This window comes from Promicromonospora iranensis (genome assembly GCF_028994805.1).
GTDB lineage: Bacteria > Actinomycetota > Actinomycetes > Actinomycetales > Cellulomonadaceae > Promicromonospora > Promicromonospora iranensis.
Window position 1 is genome coordinate 96,514 of record NZ_JAJQQP010000014.1, and the last position, 22,961, is coordinate 119,474.

Here is a 22,961-nt window from a genome sequence, read left to right on the forward strand (position 1 = left end):
CAGGACCAGGGCGGAGCAGAGCCCGGCGAGGGACAGCCAGGCGAGGATCGACGAGAGGACGGACCGAGATGGTATCCACAGGGACGCACAGCGACGGGGTACCCGTGCTGGCCTACCGGATAGCCCGGGCGTCGGGCGACGTGCTGGCGGCGCGCCAGGACTACCTGGACTTCTACGCGGCCTCGACGGTGAAGCTCGCGGTGCTGGTGGCCGCGGCCCGCGAGCTCGACGCCGGGACGGCGAGCCTGGACGAGACCTGCACCGCCACCCGCACCTTCACGTCCCAGGTGCCCGGCGCGGGCGACTACACGATCGAACCCGACGACGTCGACAGCGGGCTGCCGCCGGACGGCACGCCGATGCCGCTGGGCGACGTCGTCGAACGCATGGTCGTGGTGTCCTCCAACGAAGCGACGAACATGGTCGTAGAGCGTGTCGGCCTGCCCGCGGTGAACAAGGTCCTGGCCGACGCCGGCGCCATCGACTCGGTGTTCGGCCGCAAGTACTCCGACCTGGCGGCCGAGCAGGCGGGGGCCTCGCACCGGACGACGGCGGCCGACCTGTGCCTCCTCATGTCCGCGCTGGTGACGGGCAGGCTGGCCGGCGTGGAGCGGACGACCTGGATGTGCGAGATGCTCGGCCGCCAGACGGACCGCCTGCTCACGGCCGCCGTGCCGCACGGCATCCCGTTCGGCTCCAAGTCCGGCTGGGTCGACGGCATCCGGCACGACGTCGCGTTCGTCGGCGAACCCGGTCCGGACGCGCTGGTGATCTCGGTGTGCTCCCGCGGTTACGACGAGCAGGCCGCGGAAGAGACCCTCAAGTCCCTGGGTGCCCTGGCCACCACCCTGACCTGACCCGCTGTGTCCCGTAGCGTCGGGTCCCTTTTCGAGGTCTAAGTTTCTCCGTTCTGAATCGGTTCAGAGCGGAGAAACTTAGACCTCGAAAAGGGCGTGTCGGACGGCGACCGCCGGGAGCCTCTTGCCCCCCGGGGTTGATCCGGGGTTGATCCGGGCGCGGCTTTCCTCTTGAATGCGAGTGCAATAGCGGCGAGCCAAAGGGGGCCTGCGTGGCGACCACCGAAGCGACCACCAAAGCGACAGGGACACGACCCGACGGCCTCGCGCAGGTCGAACGCCGGGAGAACCTGCTCAACCAGGGCTTCCATCTCGTCCGGTCGGGCGTCCTCGCCCCGGGCCTGCGCGTGCACCGGGACGTCGGCGCGATCTGGCAGCTGGTCACCTGGGGACCGTCGATCGCGGGCGGGTACCGCGCCTCCGCCGTCCGCGCCCCGCACCAGACCGCGGTCGTCGACGACGGACGCACCCTGACCTTCCGCGAGCTCGACGACCGCACCAACCGGCTGGCCAACACCCTCCGGGACCTGGGCGTCGACGTCGGCACCCCGGTCGGCCTGATGTGCCGCAACCACGGCGGCCTGATCGAGGCGATGGTGGCGCTGGCCAAGGTCGGCGCGACGACGCTGCTGTTCAACTCCGGCCTCTCCCCCGCCCAGGTCTCGGCCATCGTGGCCGAGCAGCGCCCCGCGCTCTTCCTCGCCGACCAGGAGTTCCTCGACAAGGAGCCCGAGCTGCCCTCGACCCTGCGGGTCCTGAGCACCTGGTCGGACGACGGCCCTCCCGGCCTCGCGGAGCTCGTCAGCTCGGGCGACCCTGCCAAGGCCCCCGTACCCGCGAAGCCCGGCCGGACGGTCGTCATGACGTCCGGCACGACGAGCACACCGAAGGGTGCCCGCCGCCCGCAGCCCCACGGCCTGAGCGAGGCGGCGTCGCTGCTGTCGGTCATCCCGCTGCGGACCGGCGACCGGATGATGGTCACCACGCCCATCTTCCACACGTGAGGGCTCGCGGCCCTGCAGCTGGGCATGGCGCTGCACGCCGAGCTGGTGCTCCAGCGCCGGTTCGACCCGGAGCAGGTGCTCCGGACCATCGCGGAACGCCGGGTGACCGCCCTGATCGCGGTGCCCGTCATGCTGCAGCGCATCCTCGACCTGCCGGCCGAGGTGAAGGCCCGGTACGACACGTCCTCGCTACGCGTCGTCGCCTACTCCGGCTCCGCCATGCCGCCCGACCGGGTCACCCAGTTCCTCGACGAGTTCGGCCCGGTCCTCTACGGGCTGTACGGCTCGACGGAGGCCTCGTGGGCCTCGATCTCCACGCCCGAGGACCTGGCCGCCGAGCCCACGACGGCGGGCCGTCCACCTCTGGGTACCCGCATCGGCATCCTGGACGACGACGGCCGCCCGGTCCCCCGGGGCGAGGTCGGCCAGATCTGCGTCGGCAACGGCATGCTCTTCGAGGGGTACACCAGCGGGGCGGGCAAGCCGATGTTCGGCGACCTGATGGCCACCGGCGACCGCGGCCGGCTCGACGGCGAGGGCCGGCTCTACGTGGTCGGTCGTGCCGACGACATGATCGTCTCCGGCGGCGAGAACGTCTTCCCCCGTCCCGTCGAGGACGCGATCACCGCCCTGCCGGAGGTCGCGGACGTCGCCGTCTTCGGCGTGCCCGACGACGAGTTCGGCACCCGGTTCGCCGCGTACGTGGTGCTGCACGACGGCGCGACACTCACCGCCGACGCCCTGCTCGACCGGCTGCGCGACCGCCTCCCGCGGTTCTCGCTGCCGCGCGACATCCACTTCCTGAAGTCGCTCCCCCGCAACCCGACGGGCAAGGTCCTCCGCCGAGACCTCCCCTGACCCCACATCGTTGAGTGCTGGTTATTTGTGGGGTCAGAACGTTTCGAGACCACAAATACCCAGCACTCAACGAAGCTGGTTGTTCAGAAGGTCTCGGATGAGCCAGAGGCCGTTCGCGACCTCGGTGAAGCTCGTGCTCAGGGGCGAGAGGCCGACGCGCAGGCCTTGCGGCGGCCGGAAGTCCGGCACCACGCCGCGCTCCCAGGCCTCCGCCACCACGCGCCTGAAGTCCGGGTGGTCGAGCATGATGTGGCTCCCCCGGCGCTCCGGGTCACGCGGCGAGGCCACGTGCACGCCGGCGAGGTGCTCGTCGGCGATCTCCATCGCGAACCCGGTCAGCGCGAGCGACTTCGCGCGTACCGCCGCCATGCCGGCCTCCTCGATGAGCGCGAGCATGTCGCGCATCGGCAGCATCCCGATCACGGGCGGCGTACCGCTGATGAGCTGGCGGATCCCGGTGGCGGGCTCGTACGCGGCGCTCATCGCGAACGGCTCGGCGGCGCCCATCCAGCCCTGGACCGGCTGGCGCACCTCGCCCTGCAGGCCGGCGGCCAGGTAGGCGAAGGCGGGCGAGCCCGGCCCGCCGTTGAGGTACTTGTACGTGCAGCCGACGGCGATGTCCACGCCGTCGGCGTCGAGGTCCAGCGGGACCGAGCCCGCCGAGTGGCACAGGTCCCACAGGACGAGCGCGCCGGCGTCGTGCACGATCCGCGTGATCGCCGGGAGGTCCGCGACGTACCCGGACTTGTAGGCGACGTGGCTGAGCAGCACCAGGGCGGTGTCCTGCCCGACGGCGGCCGCGACCTCCTCCGGTGTCACGCCCGCCTCGGCGTCGGGCGTGATCCAGCGGAGCTCCAGGCCGCGCTCGGCGGCGATGCCCTGGAGCACGAACCGGTCGGTGGGGAAGTTCTCCGTGTCCGCGACGATCACCCGGCGCCCCGGGCGGGCGTCCACCGCGGCGCGGGCCAGCTTGTAGAGCAGCACCGTCGTGGAGTCGGCGACGACCGTCTGCCCCGCGGCCGCTCCGAGGACCACCCGGCCGAGCGTGTCGCCGAGCTCGGTCGGGGCGTCCATCCAGCCCTCGTCCCAGGAGCGGATCAGGCGCGCGGCCCACGGCCCGTCCACGAAGGAGGCCAGCCGCTCGCGCGTGGCGGCCAGCGGCCGGCCCAGCGAGTTGCCGTCCAGGTAGGCGATGAGGCCGTCGCTCGGGGCGAAACGGGCCCGGTAGGGGGCCAGCGGATCGTCGGCGTCGAGCGCGGCGGCCCGGTCGCGCAGGGCGTCGGGCAGGTTCAGCGACAGGTTCTCGGGCAGGGCTGCGGGTGCTGCGGGTGCGGCAGGCGCGGCGGGGTCGGTCACAGGTGCTCCAGGTCGTTCGGCTTCGGCCGAGCGTACGTGCTGGACCGGTTCAGCCGAAGCACTCCACGACGTCGGACCCTTGACGCCCTCTCCGTGCCGTCAGTACTGTCCAAGACGTTCGTACGCAAGAACTCGACAAGGTACTGCGTTTTTATCAACAGAGCCTCGGCAAGTACCGACGATTGATCCAGTGACGACGCCCGTCAACGACGACGGGAGATCGGGGACGACGATGTTCCGCTCCGCCACACCACGCCACGCACCGGGCCCGGTGCCCAGACCGGGACGAGCTCCCGCCCTCCTGTCCGTGCTCACCGCGGCCGCCCTCACGGCGGTGACCCTCGTGCCGGTGACGGCCGTCGCCGCTCCAGGTGTCCTCTCCGCGGGTGCGCCCGCGGCAGCCAGCAGCAACAACGCGCCCTACCTCGCCGACAACCTGACGGACGGCGACCCGGCCACCTACTGGGAGTCGGCCAACGACAACTTCCCGCAGTGGGCACAGGTGGACCTGGGCACGGGCGCGACGGTCGAAGAGGTGGTCCTCCGCCTGCCGGCCACGTGGGAGGCACGGACCCAGACCCTGTCCGTCCAGGCCGGTACCGACGGCTCCGCCTTCACGACCCTCGCGGCGAGCGCCCAGCGACGGTTCGACCCGGCGTCGGGGAACACGGTGACCATCGACGTCCCGGACACGAAGGCGCGCTACCTGCGGGTCGCCGTCTCCGCGAACAGCGGCTGGCCGGCGGGCCAGCTGTCCGAGCTCGAGGTCCGCGGCACGCGGGCGGCTCCTGACCCGGACGAGCCGGTGGAGGGCACCGACCTCGCGGCGGGCCGCGGTATCCAGGCGTCGTCGACGCAGTGGACGTACGTCGCCACGAACGCCAACGACGGCGACACCGCCACGTACTGGGAGGGTGCGGGCGGGCAGTACCCGAGCACGCTCGCGGTGACGCTGGAGTCCGCGGCCGAGCTGAGCGCCGTCGTGGTGAAGCTGCCGCCGGCCACGGCCTGGGGGCCGCGGACGCAGACCTTCGAGGTGCAGGGCCGCGCGGGCTCCGGGGATGCGTGGGCCACGCTCGCGCCGTCGGCCGGCCGTGCCTTCTCACCGGCGACGGGCAACACCGTGACCGTTCCCGTCAGCGGGACCGCGCGCGAGGTGCGGCTGCGGTTCACCGGCAACACGGGCTCGGGCAACGGACAGGTGGCCGAGCTGCAGGTGTTCGGCGCACCCGCGGCGAACCCGAACCTGACGGTCACCGGCATCAGCGCCGACCCGGCGTCGCCCACGGAGTCGGACGACGTCACCCTGTCCGCCGTCGTGAAGAACGTCGGGTCGAAGGCCTCGGCCGCGACGGACGTGTCGTTCACCGTCGACGGAGACCCGGTGGCGACCGGCCGGGTGGGTGCGCTCGACCCGGGCGCCGAGGCGACGGTCACCGCCGACATCGGCTCGCAGGAGGCGGGGTCCTACGAGATCGGCGCCGTCGCCGACCCGTCGGGGGCGGTCGCGGAGCAGTCCGAGACGGACAACGCCTCCGTGCACCCGGACCCGCTGGTGGTGACCGAGATCCCCAGCTCGGACCTGGTCCCGACGGTGTCGTGGACACCGACCACCCCGGCGGCGGGCGAGACCGTGAAGTTCTCGGCCCGGATCGCGAACCGGGGCACGCTCGCCACCAGCTCCGGCGCGCACGGCCTCACGCTCTCCGTGAAGAACGACCGGGGCGCCGTGGTCCGCACCCTGACGGGATCCGTCTCGGGCGCCATCGCGGCGGGCGGCACCAGCCAGAGCGTGGACCTCGGCTCCTGGACTGCCGCCGACGGCTCCTTCGACGTCACCGTGACGGCGGCCGCCGACTCGACGGAGGTCGCGGCCAAGCGCGCGAACAACGAGGTCACGCAGTCGTTGTTCATCGGCCGTGGTGCGGACCTGCCGTTCGACACCTACGAGGCGGAGGACGGCGTCTCGGGTGGCGGTGCGGTCGCCGTCGGGCCGAACCGCGTGGTCGGTGACGTCGCCGGCGAGGCGTCCGGGCGCCGGGCGGTCACGCTGGGCACGACAGGCGCGTACGTCGAGTGGACCACGCGGGCGACCGCCAACTCCCTCGTGGTGCGGTTCTCCATGCCGGACGCCGCGGGCGGTGGCGGCACCGACGCCACGCTGGCGGTCTACGTCGACGGTGAGTTCCTCAAGAACATCGACCTGACCTCGCGGTACGCGTGGCTGTACGGCCCCGAGGCGAACCCGGGCAACCAGCCCGGTCAGGGCGCACCACGGCACATCTACGACGAGGCGAACACCCTGCTCGGCACGACCGTCGAGGCAGGGTCGACCATCCGGCTGCAGAAGACCGCGAGCAGCACGAGCCGGTACACCGTCGACTTCGTCGACCTGGAGCAGGCGACGCCGCAGGCCAACCCCGACCCGGCCCGGTACGTGGAGCCCGCCGGGTTCTCCCACCAGGCCGTCCAGGCCGCGCTCGACCGGTTCCGGATGGACACGACGGGCAACCTGGCCGGGGTCTACCTCCCCGCCGGCGACTACCAGACGGCCAACAAGTTCCAGGTCTACGGCAAGGCGGTCGACATCGTGGGTGCCGGGCCGTGGTTCACGCGGTTCCATGCGCCGGCCTCGCAGGAGAACACGGACATCGGGTTCCGGGCCGAGGGGACGGCCAACGGCTCGACGTTCCGCGACTTCGCCTACTTCGGCAACTACACCTCGCGGATCGACGGCCCTGGCAAGGTGTTCGACTTCGCGAACATCTCCGACATGACCATCGACAACATCTGGGTCGAGCACATGATCTGCATGTTCTGGGCCGCCAACATGGACGACTCGGAGATCAAGGACTCCCGGATCCGCAACACGTTCGCCGACGCCCTGAACATGACCAACGGCAGCGCGAACAACCACGTGCACAACAACCAGGCGCGGGGCACCGGGGACGACTCGTTCGCGCTCTTCGCCGCCACCGACGCCGGTGGCAGCGGCCAGCGGGGCAACGTGTTCGAGAACCTGACGTCGACGAACACCTGGCGGGCCGCCGGTCTCGCCGTCTACGGCGGGCAGGACAACACGTTCCGCAACATCTACATCGCGGACACGCTCGTCTACTCCGGCGTGACCATCAGCTCGCTGGACTTCGGGTACCCGATGGAGGGGTTCGGCCCGGCTCCGACCACCTTCGAGGGCATCTCCGTGGTGCGCTCCGGCGGGCACTTCTGGGGTGACCAGGTGTTCCCGGCGGTGTGGATGTTCTCGGCCTCGAAGGTGTTCACCGCCATCCGGGTCAACGACCTCGACATCGTGGACCCGACGTACTCCGGGATCATGTTCCAGACCCAGTACATCGGCGGACAACCGGTGAACCCGATCCAGGACACGGTGTTCACCGACGTGTCGATCACCGGCGCCCAGCGCAGCGGCGACCGGTACGACGAGCGGTCCGGATACGGGATCTGGGCCAACCCGATGCCGGAGGCGGGCCAAGGACCGGCGGTCGGCTCGGTGACGTTCACCAACCTGACCCTGGAGAACAACTACCGCGACATCGTGAACGACACCTCGACGTTCACGATCACCCGCAACTGACCACCCCCACCGGCAACCCGCCGAGGTAGTCAGCTGACTACCTCGGCGTGGGGATGCGGCGGGCCGAGCGGAGCCAGGCGATCAGCTCGGCCGCCGTTCCCGGCATCGGGAGCGGCGCCGTCAGCACCAGGGCGTCCGCCGGGCCCAGCACCGCGCGCCGCAGCTGCTCCCCCGTCAGGCCCACGGCACCCAGCAGCTCGATCTCGCGCTCGTTCACCCCCACCGGCGTCGGGCCGTTGCCCATGTCCGTGCCGTAGACGAGCGTGCCGCCCGCCGCGACGAACCGCCGCGCGTTGTCGAGCGCCAGCTCCAGACCGGCCCTCCGGCCCGGCCCGTCGTGGATCGCGAGCGTGGAGATCCAGGTCATGGGGGCCCCGCGGGCGATCAGCTCCGACGACAGCGACTCCGTCCAGGGCACGTGCACCAAGGTGTCCGCCCCCGCGTCGAGCGCACGCTCGGCCTGGCCCGCACCCTCGGCGTGCACGACCACCGGCAGCCCTGCCGCGTGCGCCTCGTCAGCCAGCGCCCGCAGGACGTCGTCGGGCAGCAGGACCATGCCCGCGTGCAGAGCCACCTTGACCGCGAAGCCGCCCCCGGCGACGACGTCCGCCACCGCCTCGGCGGCGGCCCGCGGCGAGGCGACGTGCCGCACGGCGGCGTCCGGCGCCCACGAGCGGCCGCTCGGGTACCCGCCGGGCGCGGTGTGGAACGGCCCGACGTACCGCACCCGGACGCCCGACGGCGGCGTGGCCGCCCACCCGGTCGTCTCGCGCGGGTCCCAGCCCAGGTCGTGCACCTCGGTGACCGGGCCGTCGGCCAGGAGCGCCCGGTCGACAAGGCCCAGGTGCACGTGGCGGTCGACGACGCCCGGGAGCGTCACCTCCGGCACGCCGTCAGGCACCGAGCGGGCCGTCGATCTCGGTGCGCACCGAGATGAGCTCGGGGAAGAACGTCAGGTCCAGGGCACGCTTGAGGAAGCCCACGCCGCTCGAGCCACCCGTGCCGGTCTTGAAGCCGATGGTGCGCTGCACGGTGCGCAGGTGGCGGAAGCGCCACAGCTGGAACGCATCCTCGATGTCGACCAGGTCCTCGCAGGCCTCGTACAGCTCCCAGTTGCCGTGCGGGTCCTCGTAGATCGTCTTGAAGACGGCGATCAGCTCCGGGTGCTCGGCCCAGGCCTGCGTCACGTCGCGGTCCAGGATCTCGGCCGGGACGGGATGTCCGCGCCGCGCCAGCAGGCGCAGGAACGCGTCGTACACGGTGGGCTCCGCCAGGAGCTGGGCCAGCTGCGCGTGCACCTCGGGCTTGTCGCGGAACACCTGCAGCATCCCGGCGTTCTTGTTGCCCAGCAAGAACTCCACGGCTCGGTACTGGTGCGACTGGAAGCCGGAGGACTGCCCCAGCGACCCCCGGAACTCCGCGTACTCGCTGGGCGTGAGCGTCGCCAGCACCGACCACTGCTCGGTGATGGTGCGCTGGATGTGCTTCACCCGGGCCAGCCCCTTGAGCGCCCGCGACAGGTCGTCGCCGTCGAGGAACCCGCGCACGGCACGCAGCTCGTGCACCACGAGCTTGAGCCACAGCTCGGTGGTCTGGTGCTGGATGATGAACAGCAGCTCGTCGTGGTGCGGCGGGTCGCTCATCGGGTGCTGCGCCGAGAGGAGCTCGTCGAGCCCCAGGTAGGAGCCGTAGTCCATCTCGTCGCGGAAGTCCGTGCGGAGGGAGGCCTCGATGGGTCGGGTGTTACCAGTCACCTCTGGAGCGTAACCCCGCCCTGTTGGCTGTGAGCGCGACCGTTGCGACTGTCTGCCCGGTTGAGGCGCAATGATCACGCTCACGACCAAGGGTCAGGCTGCTCGGGCCTCGTCACCGTTCGGGTTCTCGAAAGCCTCCGCCATCAGTGCGATCTCCTCGGGCGGGAGCGACATGTCGTGCGCGATGCGCGTCCAGCCGGACGTCGCCGCCGCGACCTCGGCGAGCACCCGGCGCGCGTCGTCCTGCCGAAGGCCGTAGGAGTCCGCGGTGGCCAGCAGCTCCCGCACGTCCCGGTCGATGCGGCTCCCGCCGGGGCGCAGCGGCGTCGACTCGGCGACCGTGAACGGGTTGGGGTTCACGTCGAACAGCGGAGAGAGCGACCAGCCGTCCGGACGGCGCAGGAAGCCGTGGTTCTTCATGTGGTCGTCCACGTTGCGCACGAGCAGCGTGAACGCGACGCGGCGGAACAGGTCGTGCCCGTCCGTGGCCGGCCGGCCCGAGTGGTCCGCCAGCGTCTCCGCGAGCGTCCGGTAGTCGATGACCTCGAAGAAGGCCTTCTGCGTGAGGCTGTCGGCGGACAGGAAGCCGATGCGTCCGCCGTCCGGCCGCCGGTCGAAGCGCCGCGTCAGCAGGATGGACCGTGCGGGGCCGATGCGGTGCAGGCGTGCCACGGGCACCTCGATGCCCGCGTCCGAGGCCAGCCGCAGCGTCAGGTACTCCCAGGCCTGGACGTCCCACCGGTCGCCGCTCTCGGGCAGCTTGGCCATCCACAGGTCGCCGGCGCTGTCCTTCACCGTCACCTTGGGCCGCGCTCCGCCCATCGAGGTCCCGGCGGCGACCAGGAGCCGCACGTCGTGGTCGGTCTCCCGGTGCTGCGCGACGGCGTCCGCGGCGGCCGTCAGCGACGGCAGGTCCACCAGGTCGGGGACCTCCGCCCGCGGCGGGCCCATGAAGGTCCTGCCCTCGTCGAGCGAGAACCGCAGCGCCCCCAGGCGGGTCTCGTCCTGCACCCCGAGCAGGAAGTCCACCTCGGTGAGGGTCATGAAACCGCGGCCCTCGGCGCGAGCGGCACGCCGCTCCGCGTGGAACAGCAGGGTGCGGCCCCACTGGTCGGGCTGACAGTCCGCGAGGACGCCGAACAGGGGCCGGTCGCTGCCGGAGGGGATGTTCCCCGGCGTCAGCGGCAGCTCCGGGCACAGGGCGTACGCGCGCGGGTCGCGCAGGTAGGCGGCGTCGTAGCGGAACGTGCAGCCCACCAGGGCACCGCCCCGGTTGAGGTGCATGTCGAGGTCACCGGCGCGCGCCTGACCCCCGCCCGGCAGCTCGACCTCGACGTGTATCGACACCGCGGCTCACCTTCTCAGCTCGGCACCCTGACGCGCTGCGGCAGGGCGCGTTCCGCGTGGAACCTGCCCATCTCGGTGGTCAGCGGGTCGGTGGCGCCGACGACGGCGTCCGCCACCCCGAGCACCCGCAGCACCGCGAACGTGTTCTCCAGGCTCACCGTTCCGGTGCCCGTCTCGATCGCGCGGAGCGTGGTGCGGGTGATGCCCGCACGGTCGGCGACGAGCTGGGCCGTGAGACCGTGGATCTTGCGCCAGGCACGGACGTGGTCGCCGAGTGTGGCGAGGTCACGCCGGGTCCGGAGGGAAGTTCTGGCCATGACTGCTCCTTTCGGTCACCAGGCTAGCCGACGGACCGCGTAATGGTCACTAGGGTGACCGTTATTCGCGCGGTCCCGGCGAGTGGACCCACCGACAGGACCGGACACGGCAGAACGGGCCGCCCCACCATGGGGGCGGCCCGTTCTGCAGGACGTTCAGCGGTGCGCTACGGCTGCTGGTTGTTGACCGTGGCCGTCGCCAGAGCACCCTCGGAGAGGTCGTGCTTCTCGAGGATCTGGGCGTACGTACCGTCGTCGATGATGCTCTGCAGCGCCGCCTGATACGCCCCGACCAGCTGGACGTCACCCTTGAGGAACCGGAAGCCGAGCGGCGTCGGGTTGATGATCTCGGTGTTGCCGACCTCGAAGACGTCACCGGAGCCGATCTGCTTCGCGTTGTACGCGCCGGTGGACCACTGCGTGAGCTCGGCGTCGGCCTTGCCGGCCTGGACCTGGGCGAGCGCGTCGGCGTCGGTCTCGAACTCGACGATCTTGACCGGCTTCGCCCGGCAGTCACCCGCGTTGAGCCCGGTGAGCGCCTCCGCCTGCGTGGTCTCGACGAGCACGGCCACCGTGCGGCCGCACAGGTCAGTGAGCTTCGTGATGCCCTCGGGGTTGCCGGCCGGGACCATGATGGCGTCGCTGTCGTTGTAGTAGTCGACGAAGTCGGAGTCGGCTCGGCGCTCGGCCGTGTCCGACATGGCCGCGGCGACGATGTCGACGTTGCTCGCGTACAGCTCGTCGACGAGCGAGTCCCACGGCATGTCGTGGAACGTGTACTTCAGGCCCAGCCGGTCCGAGGCAGCGTCGAACAGGTCGATCTCGAACCCGACGATGCGCCCGGCCTCGTTGGTGTACTCGAAGGGCGGGTAGCCCGACTCCGTACCGACCGTGATGCGCGTGGACTCCGCCAGCAGCTCACCCGGCAGCATCGCGCGCAGCTGCGGATCGACCTCGACCGTCTGCTCAGCGGCTTCCGCCGACTCGTCCGAGCTGGTCGAGCAGCCGGTCATCAGTGCCCCGAGCGCGGTGGTGACCGCGATAGAGCCAATGACCGCAAGCGCGCGGTGTCCGAGAGCCATGCGGGGTCCTCCACACAAAAAAGACATGATGAGCGAGTTACGCGGGTGGAGCCTATACGGTCCTGGCGGATTACTGTGAATCCGAGTTTCACCTACGCCCACGGGCCGTGACACCGGGGCTCAAGCGCTGGTGCCGACCTTAGCCGCAGCCCCCACGTCCGCCAGAATCACCGCATCAATGAGACCCCGCGCCCACTCCAGCACCTCGGTACCCCGCAGCGGTCGGCCACCGATCCGCGCGGTCGTCGGGAACGGGACGAGGATCGCCCGGATGGCCGGCTTGAGCACCGTCCCGGGGTAGAGCCGCTTGAGTCGCAGCTGCGCCGACTCGGGCAGGTTCACGGGCGCGAACCGGACGTACTTGCCCTGTGCGGTGATGTCCGTGAGCCCCGCCTGGCGGGCGTGGTTCCGGAAGCTCGCGACGTCGAACAGGGCGCCCGCGACGTCGGGCAGGGCGCCGTAGCGGTCGGTGAGCTCGGCGCGTACCTCGTCGAGGGCCGCGGCGTCGTGGGCCGTGGCGATCTTCTTGTACGCCTCCAGCCGCAGCCGCTCCGTGGCGATGTACGCCTCCGGCAGGTGGGCGTCGACGGGCAGCTCGATGGTGACCTCGGGCGCCTCTTCCTCGGCGTCGCCGCGGAAGGCGGAGACCGCCTCGCCCACCATGCGCACGTAGAGGTCGAACCCGACGCCGGCGATGTGCCCGGACTGCTCGCCGCCGAGCAGGTTGCCCGCCCCGCGGATCTCGAGGTCCTTCATGGCGATCTGCATGCCGGCGCCCAGGTCGGTGTGCGCGGCCATGGTGGCGAGCCGGTCGTGCGCCGTCTCGGTGAGCGGCTTCTCCGGCGGGTAGAGGAAGTACGCGTAGGCGCGCTCGCGCCCGCGGCCCACCCGACCGCGGAGCTGGTGCAGCTGGGACAGGCCCAGCATGTCGGAACGCTCCAGGATCAGGGTGTTGGCATTGGAGATGTCCAGGCCGGTCTCGATGATCGTGGTGCACACCAGGACGTCGAGCTCCTTCTCCCAGAAGGCGCGGATGACCTGGTCGAGCTGGTGCTCGCTCATCTTGCCGTGGGCGACGCCGACACGGGCCTCCGGCACCAGCTCGTTCAGTCGTGAGGCGGTGCGCTGGATGGTCTCCACCTTGTTGTGCACGTAGAAGACCTGCCCCTCGCGGAGCAGCTCGCGCCGCAGGGCGGCGGCGATCTGCTTCTCCTCGAAGGCGCCCACGTAGGTGAGCACGGGGTGGCGCTCCTCCGGGGGCGTGGCCAGCGTGGACATCTCACGGATGCCGGTCACCGCCATCTCCAGCGTGCGCGGGATCGGGGTCGCGGACATGGCCAGCACGTCCACGTTGGTGCGCAGCTGCTTGAGCGTCTCCTTGTGCTCGACGCCGAAGCGCTGCTCCTCGTCGACGACCACCAGGCCCAGGTCCTTGAACACCACGGAACCGGTGATGAGACGGTGGGTACCGATGACGACGTCGACGCTGCCGTCCTTGAGACCGGCGAGCGTCTCCTCCGACTCCTTCGCCGACTGGAACCGGCTCAGCGCCCGCACGTTGACGGGGAACCCGGTGTACCGCTCGGAGAACGTCTCGAAGTGCTGCTGCACCAGGAGCGTGGTGGGGACCAGGATGGCGACCTGCTTGCCGTCCTGCACCGCCTTGAACGCTGCCCGGATCGCGATCTCCGTCTTGCCGTACCCGACATCGCCGCACACCAGGCGGTCCATCGGCACGGACTTCTCCATGTCGGCCTTGACCTCGTCGATCGTCGCCAGCTGGTCCGGGGTCTCGACGTAGGCGAAGGCGTCCTCGAGCTCGCGCTGCCACGGGGTGTCGGGGCCGTAGGCGTGGCCCTGCGTCGCCATGCGCGCGCTGTACAGCCGGATCAGCTCGCTCGCGATCTCCTTGACGTGCTTGCGCGCCTTGGCCTTGGTGTTCTTCCAGTCGGCGCCGCCCATCTTGGACAGCGATGGCGACTCCCCGCCGGTGTACTTGGTGACCTGGTCGAGCTGGTCGGTGGGGACGAACAGCCGGTCGCCCGGCTGGCCGCGCTTGCTGCTCGCGTACTCGATCACGAGGTACTCGCGGGTGGCCCGGTTGCCGCCGGTGCCCATGGTGCGCTGCGCCATCTCGACGAACCGGCCCACACCGTGCTGCTCGTGCACCACGAAGTCGCCGGCCTTGAGCTGGAGCGGGTCCACCACGTTGCGCCGTCGGCTGGGCATCTTGCGCATGTCGCGTGTGCCGGAGCCCGCACGCCCGGTCAGGTCCTGCTCGGAGAAGACCGCGAGCCGCAGGTCGGGCGCCACGAACCCCTTACCCGCACCGCCCGCGACGACGTGGACGACGCCGGGCTCCGGCTCGTCGTCGAGCGACACGGCCAGCCGGGCAGCGGTACCCGCCTCGGACAGCTGCTCGGTCATGCGCTTGGCGGGACCGTGCCCCTCCGTGGTCAGCACGAGGCGCCAGCTCGCGACCTGCAGACCGCGCACGTCGTCGAGGGCGCGCGCGAGGTCTCCGCGGTACGACTCGACGTCCCGGGCGCTGATCGTGAACACGGTCTCGCCCGCCCCGCCGGGCTCGTCGTCACCGGCCGGTCCCAGCTCGATGTCCTGCGTGAACGACGAGAGCGTCCACCAGCCCAGGCCGCGCCGGGCCGCCACCTCACGCACCTCGGCGAACGTCGCGAAGGACGCGGCGGACAGGTCGATCGGTGCCGCGCCGCCGGCCACCGCCCCCGTCCAGGCGGCGGCGAGGAACTCCTCGGTGGTCGCCACCAGGTCGTGGGCGCGGCGGCGCACGCGCTCGGGCTCGTTGACCACGAGCAGCGCGTCGTCGGGCACCAGCTCCAGGACCGAGATCATGCGGTCCACCAGGACGGGCGCCAGCGACTCCATGCCCTCGACGGCGACACCGGCGGCCAGCTTGTCGAGCATCTCGACGGCGCCCGGCAGGGTCTCGACGAGCTCCGCTGCGCGTGCCCGGACGGCGTCGTCCAGCAGGATCTCGCGGCAGGGCGGCGCCCAGAGCCCGCGCTCGGCGATCTCCAGGCTGCGCTGGTCGGCCACGGCGAACCAGCGGATCTCCGTGACCTCGTCGCCCCAGAACTCGCACCGCAGCGGGTGGTCCTCCGTGGGCGGGAAGATGTCGAGGATGCCACCGCGGACCGCGTACTCGCCGCGCCGCTCCACCATGTCGACGCGGGTGTAGGCGGCTGCGGTGAGGCGCTCGGCGACGTCGGTCAGGTCGGCCGTGGCGCCGATGTCGAGCTGGACCGGCTCGAGCTCCCCCAGGCCCTCGACCACCGGCTGCAGCAGTGCCCGGACCGGCATCACCAGGACCCGGATCTCGGCCGCCTGCCCGTGCCCCTCCGCCGGGTGGGCCAGGCGGCGGAACACCGCGAGGCGCTTGGCCACGGTGTCCGCGCGCGGGCTGAGCCGCTCGTGCGGCAGCGTCTCCCAGGCGGGGAGCACCGCGACGTCGTCGGCACGGCCCTCCGGGAGGTACCCGCGCAGGCTCGCGGCCAGGTCGTCGGCCTCACGACCGGTCGCGGTGACCACCACGAGCGGACGCTTCTCGGACGCCGCGACCAGCAGGGGCGGGCGCACGCCTGCGGGGCCCACCACATCGGCGAAGCCACGCGCACGCACGTGCTCCACCGCGGCAGCAGCGCCAGGATCACGCAGGAGGGTAGGAAGCAGGCCGGTGAGGTTCATGGGTTCTGTCCTTCGAGGGCGCACGACGACGGGCCCACCACGAGGGCGACCGGGTGCGGCCGACGGGGTGAGGGGCTGATCCCAGGCTACTCCCGACCACCGACACCGCCGTCCGGCACGGTGTGGAGCACGGTGTCGAACAGGGCGTCCGACGTCGCGGCCGGCACTGCCCTTCGAACGGCTCTGCACGTACGATGACCCGCGATGTTCACCCCCTCCGGGTCCCCACGGCACGCAGGCGCGCCGAAGCCGGGACGAGACGCCGCCGTCGGGCCGCGCACGCCTGGCCGCCTCGCCTGGCCGGACGCCGCCCGCGGCCTCGCCATCGGTCTCGTGGTGCTGTACCACGCGACCAACTGGACCTGGTCCACCGGGTACGAGGTGAGCGTGCTGCGGGAGGTCAACGAGACCCTTCGCAGCCTGCGCATGCCGCTGTTCTTCGCGGTCGCCGGCATGTTCGCCGGAAAGTGGATGACGGTGCCGTGGTCGCGGCTGGCCCGCGGCAAGCTGCTCTTCTTCGCGTGGGTGTTCGTGCTGTGGGAGCCGATCTCCCTGGTGGTCCGCCTGCTCACCGGCTACTACCAGGTGGCTGACGCCGACTGGGGCACCCTGGGCCACGACCTCGCCTGGTCGCTCCTGGTCCCCCGCTCGGAGCTGTGGTTCGTCTGGACGCTTGCGGCGTTCTTCGTGATCGCGCGGGCGCTGCGCCGTATCCCGGCACCCGTGCAGCTCGTGCTCGCCGCCTGCGTGAGCGGGTGGGCGCTCGCCGGCTGGGAGCCGGAGAGCATCGCGTGGCGCGGCACCGCACAGTTCGTGCTGTTCTTCCTGGGCGGGCTGCACCTGCGGCCGCTGCTCGAACGGTTCGCCCGGCGAGTCACCTGGCTCTGGGCGGTGGGCGCCGTCGTCGTCTGGCTCGGGATCCAGATGGCGGTGCGCGAGCTCGGTCTCGCCGGCGTCCCCGGGCTCTACCTGCTGGCGAACATCGCGGGCGTGCCGGCCGGGGTGGCGGTGAGTGTGCTGGCCTCCCGGGTGCCCGGGGTCGGGTATCTACCCAGGTCGCTCGGGTTGCAGTGGCTCGGAGCGCGGACACTGCCCGTGTTCGTGACGCACACGTCGGTGGTGCTCGGGCTCCTGTGCCTGCTCTATCGCAACGCCGTCTGGATCCCCGCCCCGCAGTCGCAGTGGCTGCCGGTCATCCTCTGGGTGGCGGCGATCACCGTCGGGCTGGGGCTGGGCGCCCTCGCGCCCCGGATCGGCGCACGCTGGCTGTTCGCCCCACCGAGGGGGCTGTCGGGCTCCACGGATGGTGTGCGGCATCCAGGGAACGCGGCGTCGAAGCCGGGGGAACGGTGACCGACCTGGTAGCCGGGGACCCGAGCCGGACCACGAGGGGCGGGCTGAGCGACGACCGCAGCGCCCGTCAGCCCTGTTCCGCGGCGGTCGCAGCGTAGTCGGTCGGGGTCTGACCGTAGCGATCCCGGAAGGCACGGGTGAAGTGGCCGCTGTCCGCGAACTGCCAACGGGCGGCGATCTCCGTGATGGTCGTGCGCCGAGGCCCGGCGACGAGCGCACGACGGGCCTCGTCGAGGCGACGGGCCCGGATGTACGTGCTCGGTGTCTACCCCTCGGCCGCGAACGCCCGCTGCAGTGTCCGCACGGAGACGTTCAGCTGCCGCGCCAGGATCGTCGGCGAGAGGGTGGGATCGGTGAGCCGCCGGTCGGCGATGTCCCGAGCGGCCTGTGCCAGCGCCGCCGCCAGGCGAGGCTCGACGTCGTCGAGGCCGCCGTGCACCACGGCCCGGGCCAGCTCGGCCAGGGTCTCCCGTGCGGCGTCCACGCCGGCCGGCTCCAGATCGTCCAGCAGCCGGCTCACCATGGTGGCGTGCGCGGTCAGCAGGCGCACCCCCGCGGCGTCGGCGCTGCCGGCCGCCGCGGTGCCCCCCACCCCGGCGGACGATCCACAGGCGCAGGTTGTCCTCCGCGCCGACCCGCGGGACCGTACCCGGAAGCCGGAGACGGTCTCCCGGCTGTAGGGCGGCAGCGCGAACCTCTCGCCCATCCGGGAGCGCCACACGCGGGCGAACTCGCTGAAGGCGTTCCCGCCGCTCGGACTCATCGAGAACGTGCCGTCCATCGTGTCGCGCATCTTCCCGGGCAGCCTGCGACCTCGACCGGGTTCAGGGTCCAGCGGCGGGCCCGGACAGCGGCGGTCCTGACCCGCACGAGCGCAATGTTGCTTTTTACCGACATCTACCCCGTACGTGGCATGTCCTGTTACTGTGTCCCACTCAGCAACGGCAAAGGCGCCGTCGCGACCGGCGGAGCCCTGGCCTCGCCCCGGTACAGCGGGAGGTCCTGTGCAACGCCTGCGACGCATCAGACGAACGGCTGTCCTCGCAGCTGTGGTCGCCGCCGCCTGCCTCAGCAGCACGGCGCTGGTGGCGCCGGCGTCGGCCAGCGGACCGGACGCCGGACCGCCCGCCGGCCCCGTCGCCCTGGCCGAGCCGGCGCTCCCCAGCCCGGAGTCCGAGGTCAATGCCACGGGCGTCCCCTTCACCGGCACCCGCCCGGACGGCACCGTGTACGGCCTCATCGACGCGCACAGCCACCTGTTCATGCAGGACGGCATGGGCGGGGCCGCCCTGTGCGGCAAGGTCTTCTCGGAGCGCGGGATCGAGGCCGCGCTGCGGGACTGCCCGTCGCACGAGCCCCACGGCCTGGGCGCCCTGCTCGAGAACCTGACCCGGGACGGCTCCCCCCTCGGCACGCACGACACCACGGGGTGGCCCACGTTCTCCGACTGGCCCGCCCACGACTCGCTCACCCACCAGCAGATGTACTACCGCTGGGTCGAGCGGGCCTGGCGCGGCGGACAGCGGGTGCTCGTCAACGACCTCGTCACCAACGGGCTCCTGTGCTCCATCAACCCGGGCACCCACCAGAGCTGTGACGAGATGACGGCGATCCGGCGCCAGGCGCAGGACACCTACGACCTGCAGGCCTACGTCGACGCACAGTACGGCGGGCCGGGCAGGGGCTGGTTCCGGATCGTGACGAGCAGCGAGCAGGCACGCCAGGTGATCGAGGAGGGCAAGCTCGCCGTCGTGCTCGGCGTCGAGACGTCGGAGCCGTTCGGGTGCAAGCAGACCCTGCGGATCCCACGGTGCTCCCGGGCCGACATCGACGCCGGCCTCGACGAGCTGTACGACCTGGGTGTCCGCTCGATGTACCTGTGCCACAAGTTCGACAACGCGCTGTGCGGCGTGCGGTTCGACGAGGGGTCCATGGGCGCGATCATCAACGCCGGCCAGTTCCTCTCCACGGGCACGTGGTGGGACGCGCGCTCCTGCCCCGCGGACCAGCCGCACGACCACAACCCGGGCAACGGGGAGCTCCCGCCGGAGCTGGAGGACGACCTCCCGCCGGTCCTGCCCCTCTACCCGCCGGGAACGCTCTGCAACACGCGTGGCCTGACGGGGCTGGGCGCGTACGCGGTCCGCGGCCTGGTCGAGCGCAACATGATGATCGAGATCGACCACATGAGCGCCAAGGCCGCCGACCAGACGCTCGACATCCTGGAGGCGGAGGACTACCCGGGCGTCCTGTCCACGCACTCCTGGATGGACGAGCGGTATCTCGACCGGCTCTACGCCCTCGGCGGGTTCGCCACGATCTACGGGCATGCCGCCCACGAGTTCGTCGCGGAGTACGAGCGCACGGCGCCCGTCCGCGACCGGTACGGCGCGGGCATCGGGTTCGGCTTCGACATGAACGGGTTCGGCGGTACCCCACCGCCCCGGGGTGACGCGGCGGCGAACCCGGTCACGTACCCGTTCCGGTCGTTCGACGGCGGGACGGTGCTCGACCGCCAGACCACCGGCGAGCGCACCTGGGACGTCAACGTGGACGGCGTCGCGCACTACGGTCTGGTGCCCGACTACGTCGAGGACCTGCGCCTCGTGGGCGGGCAGGAGGTCGTCGACGACCTGGCGCGGGGCCCGGAGAGCTACCTGACGACATGGGCAGGAGCAGAAGCCGCCACGCCGAGGTAGTCATCTGGCGAGGTAGTCATGCAGCGGGTAGTCAACTGGGTGACTGTCTCGCTGCATGACTACCTCGCCGGATGACTACCTCGGCGTAGCCGTGTGGAACTTTCCCTGGGCGGCGAGCAGACCCTCGGTGACCAGCAGCTCGACGGCGTCGGCGGCGTCGTCCACCAGGATCGGCAGGTCCTTCTTCTCCGTGGCGGAGAAGTCCTTGAGCACGTGGTCCGCGGTGTCCATCCGGCCCGGCGGGCGACCGACGCCGACCCGCACCCGGTGGTAGTCCTTGGTCCCCAGCGCCTTGGTGGTGTCGCGCAGCCCGTTGTGACCGCCCTCGCCCCCGCCGATCTTGAGCTTGATCGTGTCGAAGGGGATGTCCACCTCGTCGTGCACCATGACCACCTGCTCGGGGGCGATGTCGTAGTACTTCGCGAGCGCGCTGACCGGGCCGCCCGACGTGTTCATGTACGTGGTCGGCTTCGCGAGGACCACCCGTGGCCCCGGCGCCCCGCCGGGGAGCACCCCGAGCCGCGCCTCGGCGACGACGGCCTGCGCGCGGGGGTGCTTGGAGAAGCGCGCGCCCGTGCGCTCGGCGAGCAGGTCGAGCACCATCTGCCCCACGTTGTGCCGGTTGCCGGCGTACTTGGGGCCCGGATTGCCGAGCCCGACGACGAGCCAGGGCCGGTCACTCATGTCGCGTCCTTTCAAGACAACGGACTTGCCAACAGCAGACGTCTCACGGCAGAGGTTCTCCTGCCGCAGCCGCTACGAGCGGAAACAGGTCGGGCCGAGGCAGAACCCGCGCCGCGCACGATCTTCTCGTGCGCGCGCCTGAAGGCTCTACCTCGGCCCGGTGCGCTCCGGCTCACGCCGGGTCGCTCTGGGTGCTGCCGGGGACTCAGCCCACCGAGGAGGCCTCGGCGGGCGACTCGGCGGACGCGGCGGACTCCTCGTCGTCGCCGGCCTCGCCGCGCGGCTCGGTGACGAGCACGACGACGGCCTTCGGGTCGGTGAGCAGCGTCGAGCCCTCGGGCAGGGGGACGTCCTCGGCGTGGATCTGCGCGCCGGACTCGAGACCCTCGATGGAGACGTCGACGAACTCGGGCAGGTGCGTGGCCTCGGCCTCGACCGAGAGCGTCTGCTCCTCGACCAGGTGGATGGTACCGGGGGCCGACTCGCCCACGATGTTCACGGAGATGTCGACGGTGATCTTCTCGCCGGCGCGCACGACCTGGAGGTCGATGTGCTCGATGGTGTTCTTCACCGGGTCGCGCTGGACGTCCTTGGCGACGGCCAGCTGGCCCTTGCCGTCCACGTCGATGTTGAGCAGCACGTTGGTCTGGCGCAGCGCCAGCATCGACTCGTGGCCGGGCAGCGTGACGTGCACCGGGTCGCCGCCGTGCCCGTAGAGGACGGCGGGGATCTTGTTGTCGCGGCGGATGCGGCGGGCCGCACCCTTGCCGAACTCGGTACGGGGCTCAGCGGCGAGCTTGATCTCGGCCATGGGAATTCACTCCTGGAAGGTCTGTGTGTGCAACTCGGTCGGCGGCTGCGTCGGCGCGGGACACGTGACGGGCGCGGAGCGGGCACGTGGGACGGAGTGCTGGAGGGAACTCCACCCAGGGGCCGCCGACGGCCGCCCAGTCGATCACGGACGCCGTCCGGGTGCTAGCGGGATCGAGTCCCGCCGCGGCCGTCAAGCGTCCCTCGCCGAGGCAACCTGACTACTGTACCCGCTCGTCGAGGCGGTCCGCACCGATAGGCGGTGTGACGCCGATCGGCGGCTGCGTGCGGCGCGGCCGGTAGACCACCTGGACGTGGAACACGAACCGCAGCAGGAACGCCACGACGAGCGTCACCGCCTGCACGAGCACCGGCCACATGCCCGTGAACTCGACCAGCCACCACAGCACGGGCAGGCGGATCGCCGCCTCGGTGCCGTTGAACGCGAACGAGTGCGCGAACCTCGACCAGACGCCGCGGCCCTCGCTCCGCAGGTCCCGGAACACGAACCGCTCCTGCAGCAGGAAGTTCGTCAGGATCGTCACGACGGCGGAGATCACCGCGCCCGCCACGTAGTGGACGCCCAGCCCGGTCAGGGCCCACAGGATGAGGATGTTGAGCACCGCGCCGAAGCCGCCGATGATCGCGAACCGCGACATCCGCCCGAACCGCAGGGCCGCGAGCTGCTCGAGGTAGCGCAGGCCCGTCGTGAAGGTCGCCTTGGAGTGTCCGGCGTACCGCTCGCCGAACACGAACGGCTCCTCCCCCACGGCCAGCGTGTTGCGGGTGAGGAGCTCCAGCAGGATCTTGAAGCCGCGCGGGTGCAGCGAGTCCAGGTCCAGCCGGTCCACCCGCGTGGCGAAGAACCCGGTCAGCGGGTCGGTCACGTTGCGCAGCCGCACCGGGAACATCGACCGCGCGAGCAGCGCCGAGGCGATCGACACACCGTGCCGCCACCAGCCGTCCAGGCCCCCGGCGTCGCCGTCGCCCGTGTACCGGGAGGCGACGACGAGGTCCAGCCCCGACTCCCGTCCGCGCGTGACGAGCGCGGGCACGAGCTCCGGCGGGTGCTGCAGGTCGCCGTCCATGACCACTGCCCACTCGGTGGTCACGGTCCGCAGCCCGTCCACGACGGCACCGCTGAGCCCGCCCTGCGGCGTCTCGCGGTGCAGCAGGCGCACCGGGACGGGCGCGGTGGCCGCGACCTCACGGATCAGGTCGGGGGTGTCGTCCGTCGAGTCGTCGACGAAGAGGATCTCCGACAGACCGGGCGCCCCGACGGGAGCCGGGCCGCCCTCGGGGCCGTGCACGGCGCCCGAGGTGCGACCGTCGTCGGGCAGCACACCGAAGGCGGCGCACAGCCGCTCCGTGAGCACCCGGACGTTGGGCCCCTCGTTGAACGTGGGCACCACGACGGTGACGGTCACTGACCCTCCCAGATCGTTGTCAAGACACGGTCCTCCGTTGACCGTATCTGAGTCAAGAGTCAGACCGTATACCCAGACGGGTGCCCGGACGGACGCCC

At 71.4% G+C, this 22,961-nt stretch carries 16 protein-coding genes and 2 pseudogenes; 6 read left to right on the top strand and 12 right to left on the bottom strand.

Annotated features, from left to right (window positions below; all coding sequences use genetic code 11):
* The first annotated feature begins 68 nt into the window (after positions 1-68).
* The 3 genes and pseudogenes from LUM46_RS21930 to LUM46_RS21940 all read left to right on the top strand — a co-directional run bounded on the left by LUM46_RS21930 (position 69) and on the right by LUM46_RS21940 (position 2,719).
* On the top strand, positions 69-857 hold the full coding sequence (locus LUM46_RS21930; RefSeq protein ID WP_274996982.1) for a serine hydrolase: 789 nt from the start codon (positions 69-71) through the stop codon (positions 855-857).
* Positions 858-1,204: 347 nt separating this feature from the next.
* Positions 1,205-2,314, top strand: a pseudogene (locus LUM46_RS21935) (AMP-binding protein); the annotation flags it as partial.
* A gap of 117 nt (positions 2,315-2,431) precedes the next feature.
* The gene (locus LUM46_RS21940; protein WP_274997159.1) at positions 2,432-2,719 is read left to right on the top strand and encodes an AMP-binding enzyme; all 288 of its coding nucleotides are present in this window, start codon (positions 2,432-2,434) and stop codon (positions 2,717-2,719) included.
* 66 nt (positions 2,720-2,785) lie between these two features.
* Here LUM46_RS21940 and LUM46_RS21945 read toward each other — a convergent pair whose 3' ends face one another.
* Positions 2,786-4,075: a kynureninase gene (locus tag LUM46_RS21945; RefSeq protein WP_374726965.1), complete on the bottom strand. Its 1,290-nt coding sequence runs from the start codon at positions 4,073-4,075 to the stop codon at positions 2,786-2,788.
* 190 nt (positions 4,076-4,265) lie between these two features.
* On the opposite strand from LUM46_RS21945, the gene LUM46_RS21950 reads away from it, so the two are divergent.
* A complete protein-coding gene (locus LUM46_RS21950) occupies positions 4,266-7,670 on the top strand; it encodes a galactose-binding domain-containing protein (RefSeq protein WP_274996984.1) in 3,405 nt (1,134 codons plus the stop codon).
* A 37-nt stretch (positions 7,671-7,707) separates the two neighbouring features.
* Here the strand turns inward: LUM46_RS21950 and LUM46_RS21955 are convergent, their stop codons facing one another.
* From LUM46_RS21955 to mfd, 6 genes are all read right to left on the bottom strand, one after another.
* A complete protein-coding gene (locus LUM46_RS21955; RefSeq protein ID WP_274996987.1) occupies positions 7,708-8,571 on the bottom strand; it encodes an amidohydrolase family protein in 864 nt (287 codons plus the stop codon).
* The gene (gene kynA / locus LUM46_RS21960) at positions 8,564-9,424 is read right to left on the bottom strand and encodes a tryptophan 2,3-dioxygenase (RefSeq protein WP_274996989.1); all 861 of its coding nucleotides are present in this window, start codon (positions 9,422-9,424) and stop codon (positions 8,564-8,566) included. The genes LUM46_RS21955 and kynA overlap by 8 nt, the downstream gene beginning before the upstream one ends.
* Before the next feature lie 93 nt (positions 9,425-9,517).
* Positions 9,518-10,771, bottom strand: a complete 1,254-nt coding sequence (locus LUM46_RS21965; protein ID WP_274996991.1) for a type II toxin-antitoxin system HipA family toxin — start codon at positions 10,769-10,771, stop codon at positions 9,518-9,520.
* Between the two features lie 14 nt (positions 10,772-10,785).
* Complete coding sequence (locus LUM46_RS21970; RefSeq protein WP_274996992.1) at positions 10,786-11,088, bottom strand: helix-turn-helix transcriptional regulator; 303 nt, start codon at positions 11,086-11,088, stop codon at positions 10,786-10,788.
* 167 nt (positions 11,089-11,255) lie between these two features.
* Positions 11,256-12,170: an ABC transporter substrate-binding protein gene (locus tag LUM46_RS21975; RefSeq protein WP_274996995.1), complete on the bottom strand. Its 915-nt coding sequence runs from the start codon at positions 12,168-12,170 to the stop codon at positions 11,256-11,258.
* Positions 12,171-12,290: 120 nt separating this feature from the next.
* Complete coding sequence (gene mfd, locus LUM46_RS21980; protein ID WP_274996996.1) at positions 12,291-15,890, bottom strand: transcription-repair coupling factor; 3,600 nt, start codon at positions 15,888-15,890, stop codon at positions 12,291-12,293.
* Between the two features lie 204 nt (positions 15,891-16,094).
* Between mfd and LUM46_RS21985 the strand changes: the two genes are divergently transcribed.
* Positions 16,095-17,243, top strand: coding sequence for an acyltransferase family protein (locus tag LUM46_RS21985; protein WP_274996998.1), 1,149 nt, complete (start codon positions 16,095-16,097; stop codon positions 17,241-17,243).
* A gap of 67 nt (positions 17,244-17,310) precedes the next feature.
* Here LUM46_RS21985 and LUM46_RS26745 read toward each other — a convergent pair.
* Together LUM46_RS26745 and LUM46_RS21990 are read right to left on the bottom strand one after the other, a co-directional pair.
* Positions 17,311-17,496 (bottom strand): annotated as a pseudogene (locus tag LUM46_RS26745) (helix-turn-helix domain-containing protein); the annotation flags it as partial.
* 12 nt (positions 17,497-17,508) lie between these two features.
* Positions 17,509-18,036 (bottom strand): helix-turn-helix domain-containing protein, encoded by a 528-nt coding sequence (locus tag LUM46_RS21990; protein WP_274997000.1) that lies wholly within the window; start codon positions 18,034-18,036, stop codon positions 17,509-17,511.
* A 256-nt stretch (positions 18,037-18,292) separates the two neighbouring features.
* On the opposite strand from LUM46_RS21990, the gene LUM46_RS21995 reads away from it, so the two are divergent.
* Positions 18,293-19,942 (top strand): amidohydrolase family protein, encoded by a 1,650-nt coding sequence (locus LUM46_RS21995; protein WP_274997004.1) that lies wholly within the window; start codon positions 18,293-18,295, stop codon positions 19,940-19,942.
* A 75-nt stretch (positions 19,943-20,017) separates the two neighbouring features.
* On the opposite strand, the gene pth is transcribed toward LUM46_RS21995, so the two are convergent.
* The 3 genes from pth to LUM46_RS22010 form a co-directional block, all read right to left on the bottom strand.
* Positions 20,018-20,626, bottom strand: a complete 609-nt coding sequence (gene pth / locus LUM46_RS22000) for an aminoacyl-tRNA hydrolase (protein WP_274997008.1) — start codon at positions 20,624-20,626, stop codon at positions 20,018-20,020.
* Positions 20,627-20,831: 205 nt separating this feature from the next.
* Positions 20,832-21,437, bottom strand: a complete 606-nt coding sequence (locus tag LUM46_RS22005; RefSeq protein WP_274997012.1) for a 50S ribosomal protein L25/general stress protein Ctc — start codon at positions 21,435-21,437, stop codon at positions 20,832-20,834.
* 220 nt (positions 21,438-21,657) lie between these two features.
* On the bottom strand, positions 21,658-22,863 hold the full coding sequence (locus LUM46_RS22010; RefSeq protein ID WP_274997015.1) for a glycosyltransferase: 1,206 nt from the start codon (positions 22,861-22,863) through the stop codon (positions 21,658-21,660).
* Positions 22,864-22,961 lie beyond the last annotated feature (98 nt).

Bases quoted from the DNA above. Each gene is read 5' to 3' on its own strand.
- LUM46_RS21930 (WP_274996982.1), top strand. From the start codon at position 69: ATGGTATCCACAGGGACGCACAGCGACGGGGTACCCGTGCTGGCCTAC.
- LUM46_RS21940 (WP_274997159.1), top strand. From the start codon at position 2,432: ATGATCGTCTCCGGCGGCGAGAACGTCTTCCCCCGTCCCGTCGAGGAC.
- LUM46_RS21970 (WP_274996992.1), bottom strand. From the start codon at position 11,088: ATGGCCAGAACTTCCCTCCGGACCCGGCGTGACCTCGCCACACTCGGC.
- LUM46_RS21975 (WP_274996995.1), bottom strand. From the start codon at position 12,170: ATGGCTCTCGGACACCGCGCGCTTGCGGTCATTGGCTCTATCGCGGTC.
- mfd (WP_274996996.1), bottom strand. From the start codon at position 15,890: ATGAACCTCACCGGCCTGCTTCCTACCCTCCTGCGTGATCCTGGCGCT.
- LUM46_RS21985 (WP_274996998.1), top strand. From the start codon at position 16,095: ATGTTCACCCCCTCCGGGTCCCCACGGCACGCAGGCGCGCCGAAGCCG.
- LUM46_RS21990 (WP_274997000.1), bottom strand. From the start codon at position 18,036: ATGCGCGACACGATGGACGGCACGTTCTCGATGAGTCCGAGCGGCGGG.
- pth (WP_274997008.1), bottom strand. From the start codon at position 20,626: ATGAGTGACCGGCCCTGGCTCGTCGTCGGGCTCGGCAATCCGGGCCCC.
- LUM46_RS22005 (WP_274997012.1), bottom strand. From the start codon at position 21,437: ATGGCCGAGATCAAGCTCGCCGCTGAGCCCCGTACCGAGTTCGGCAAG.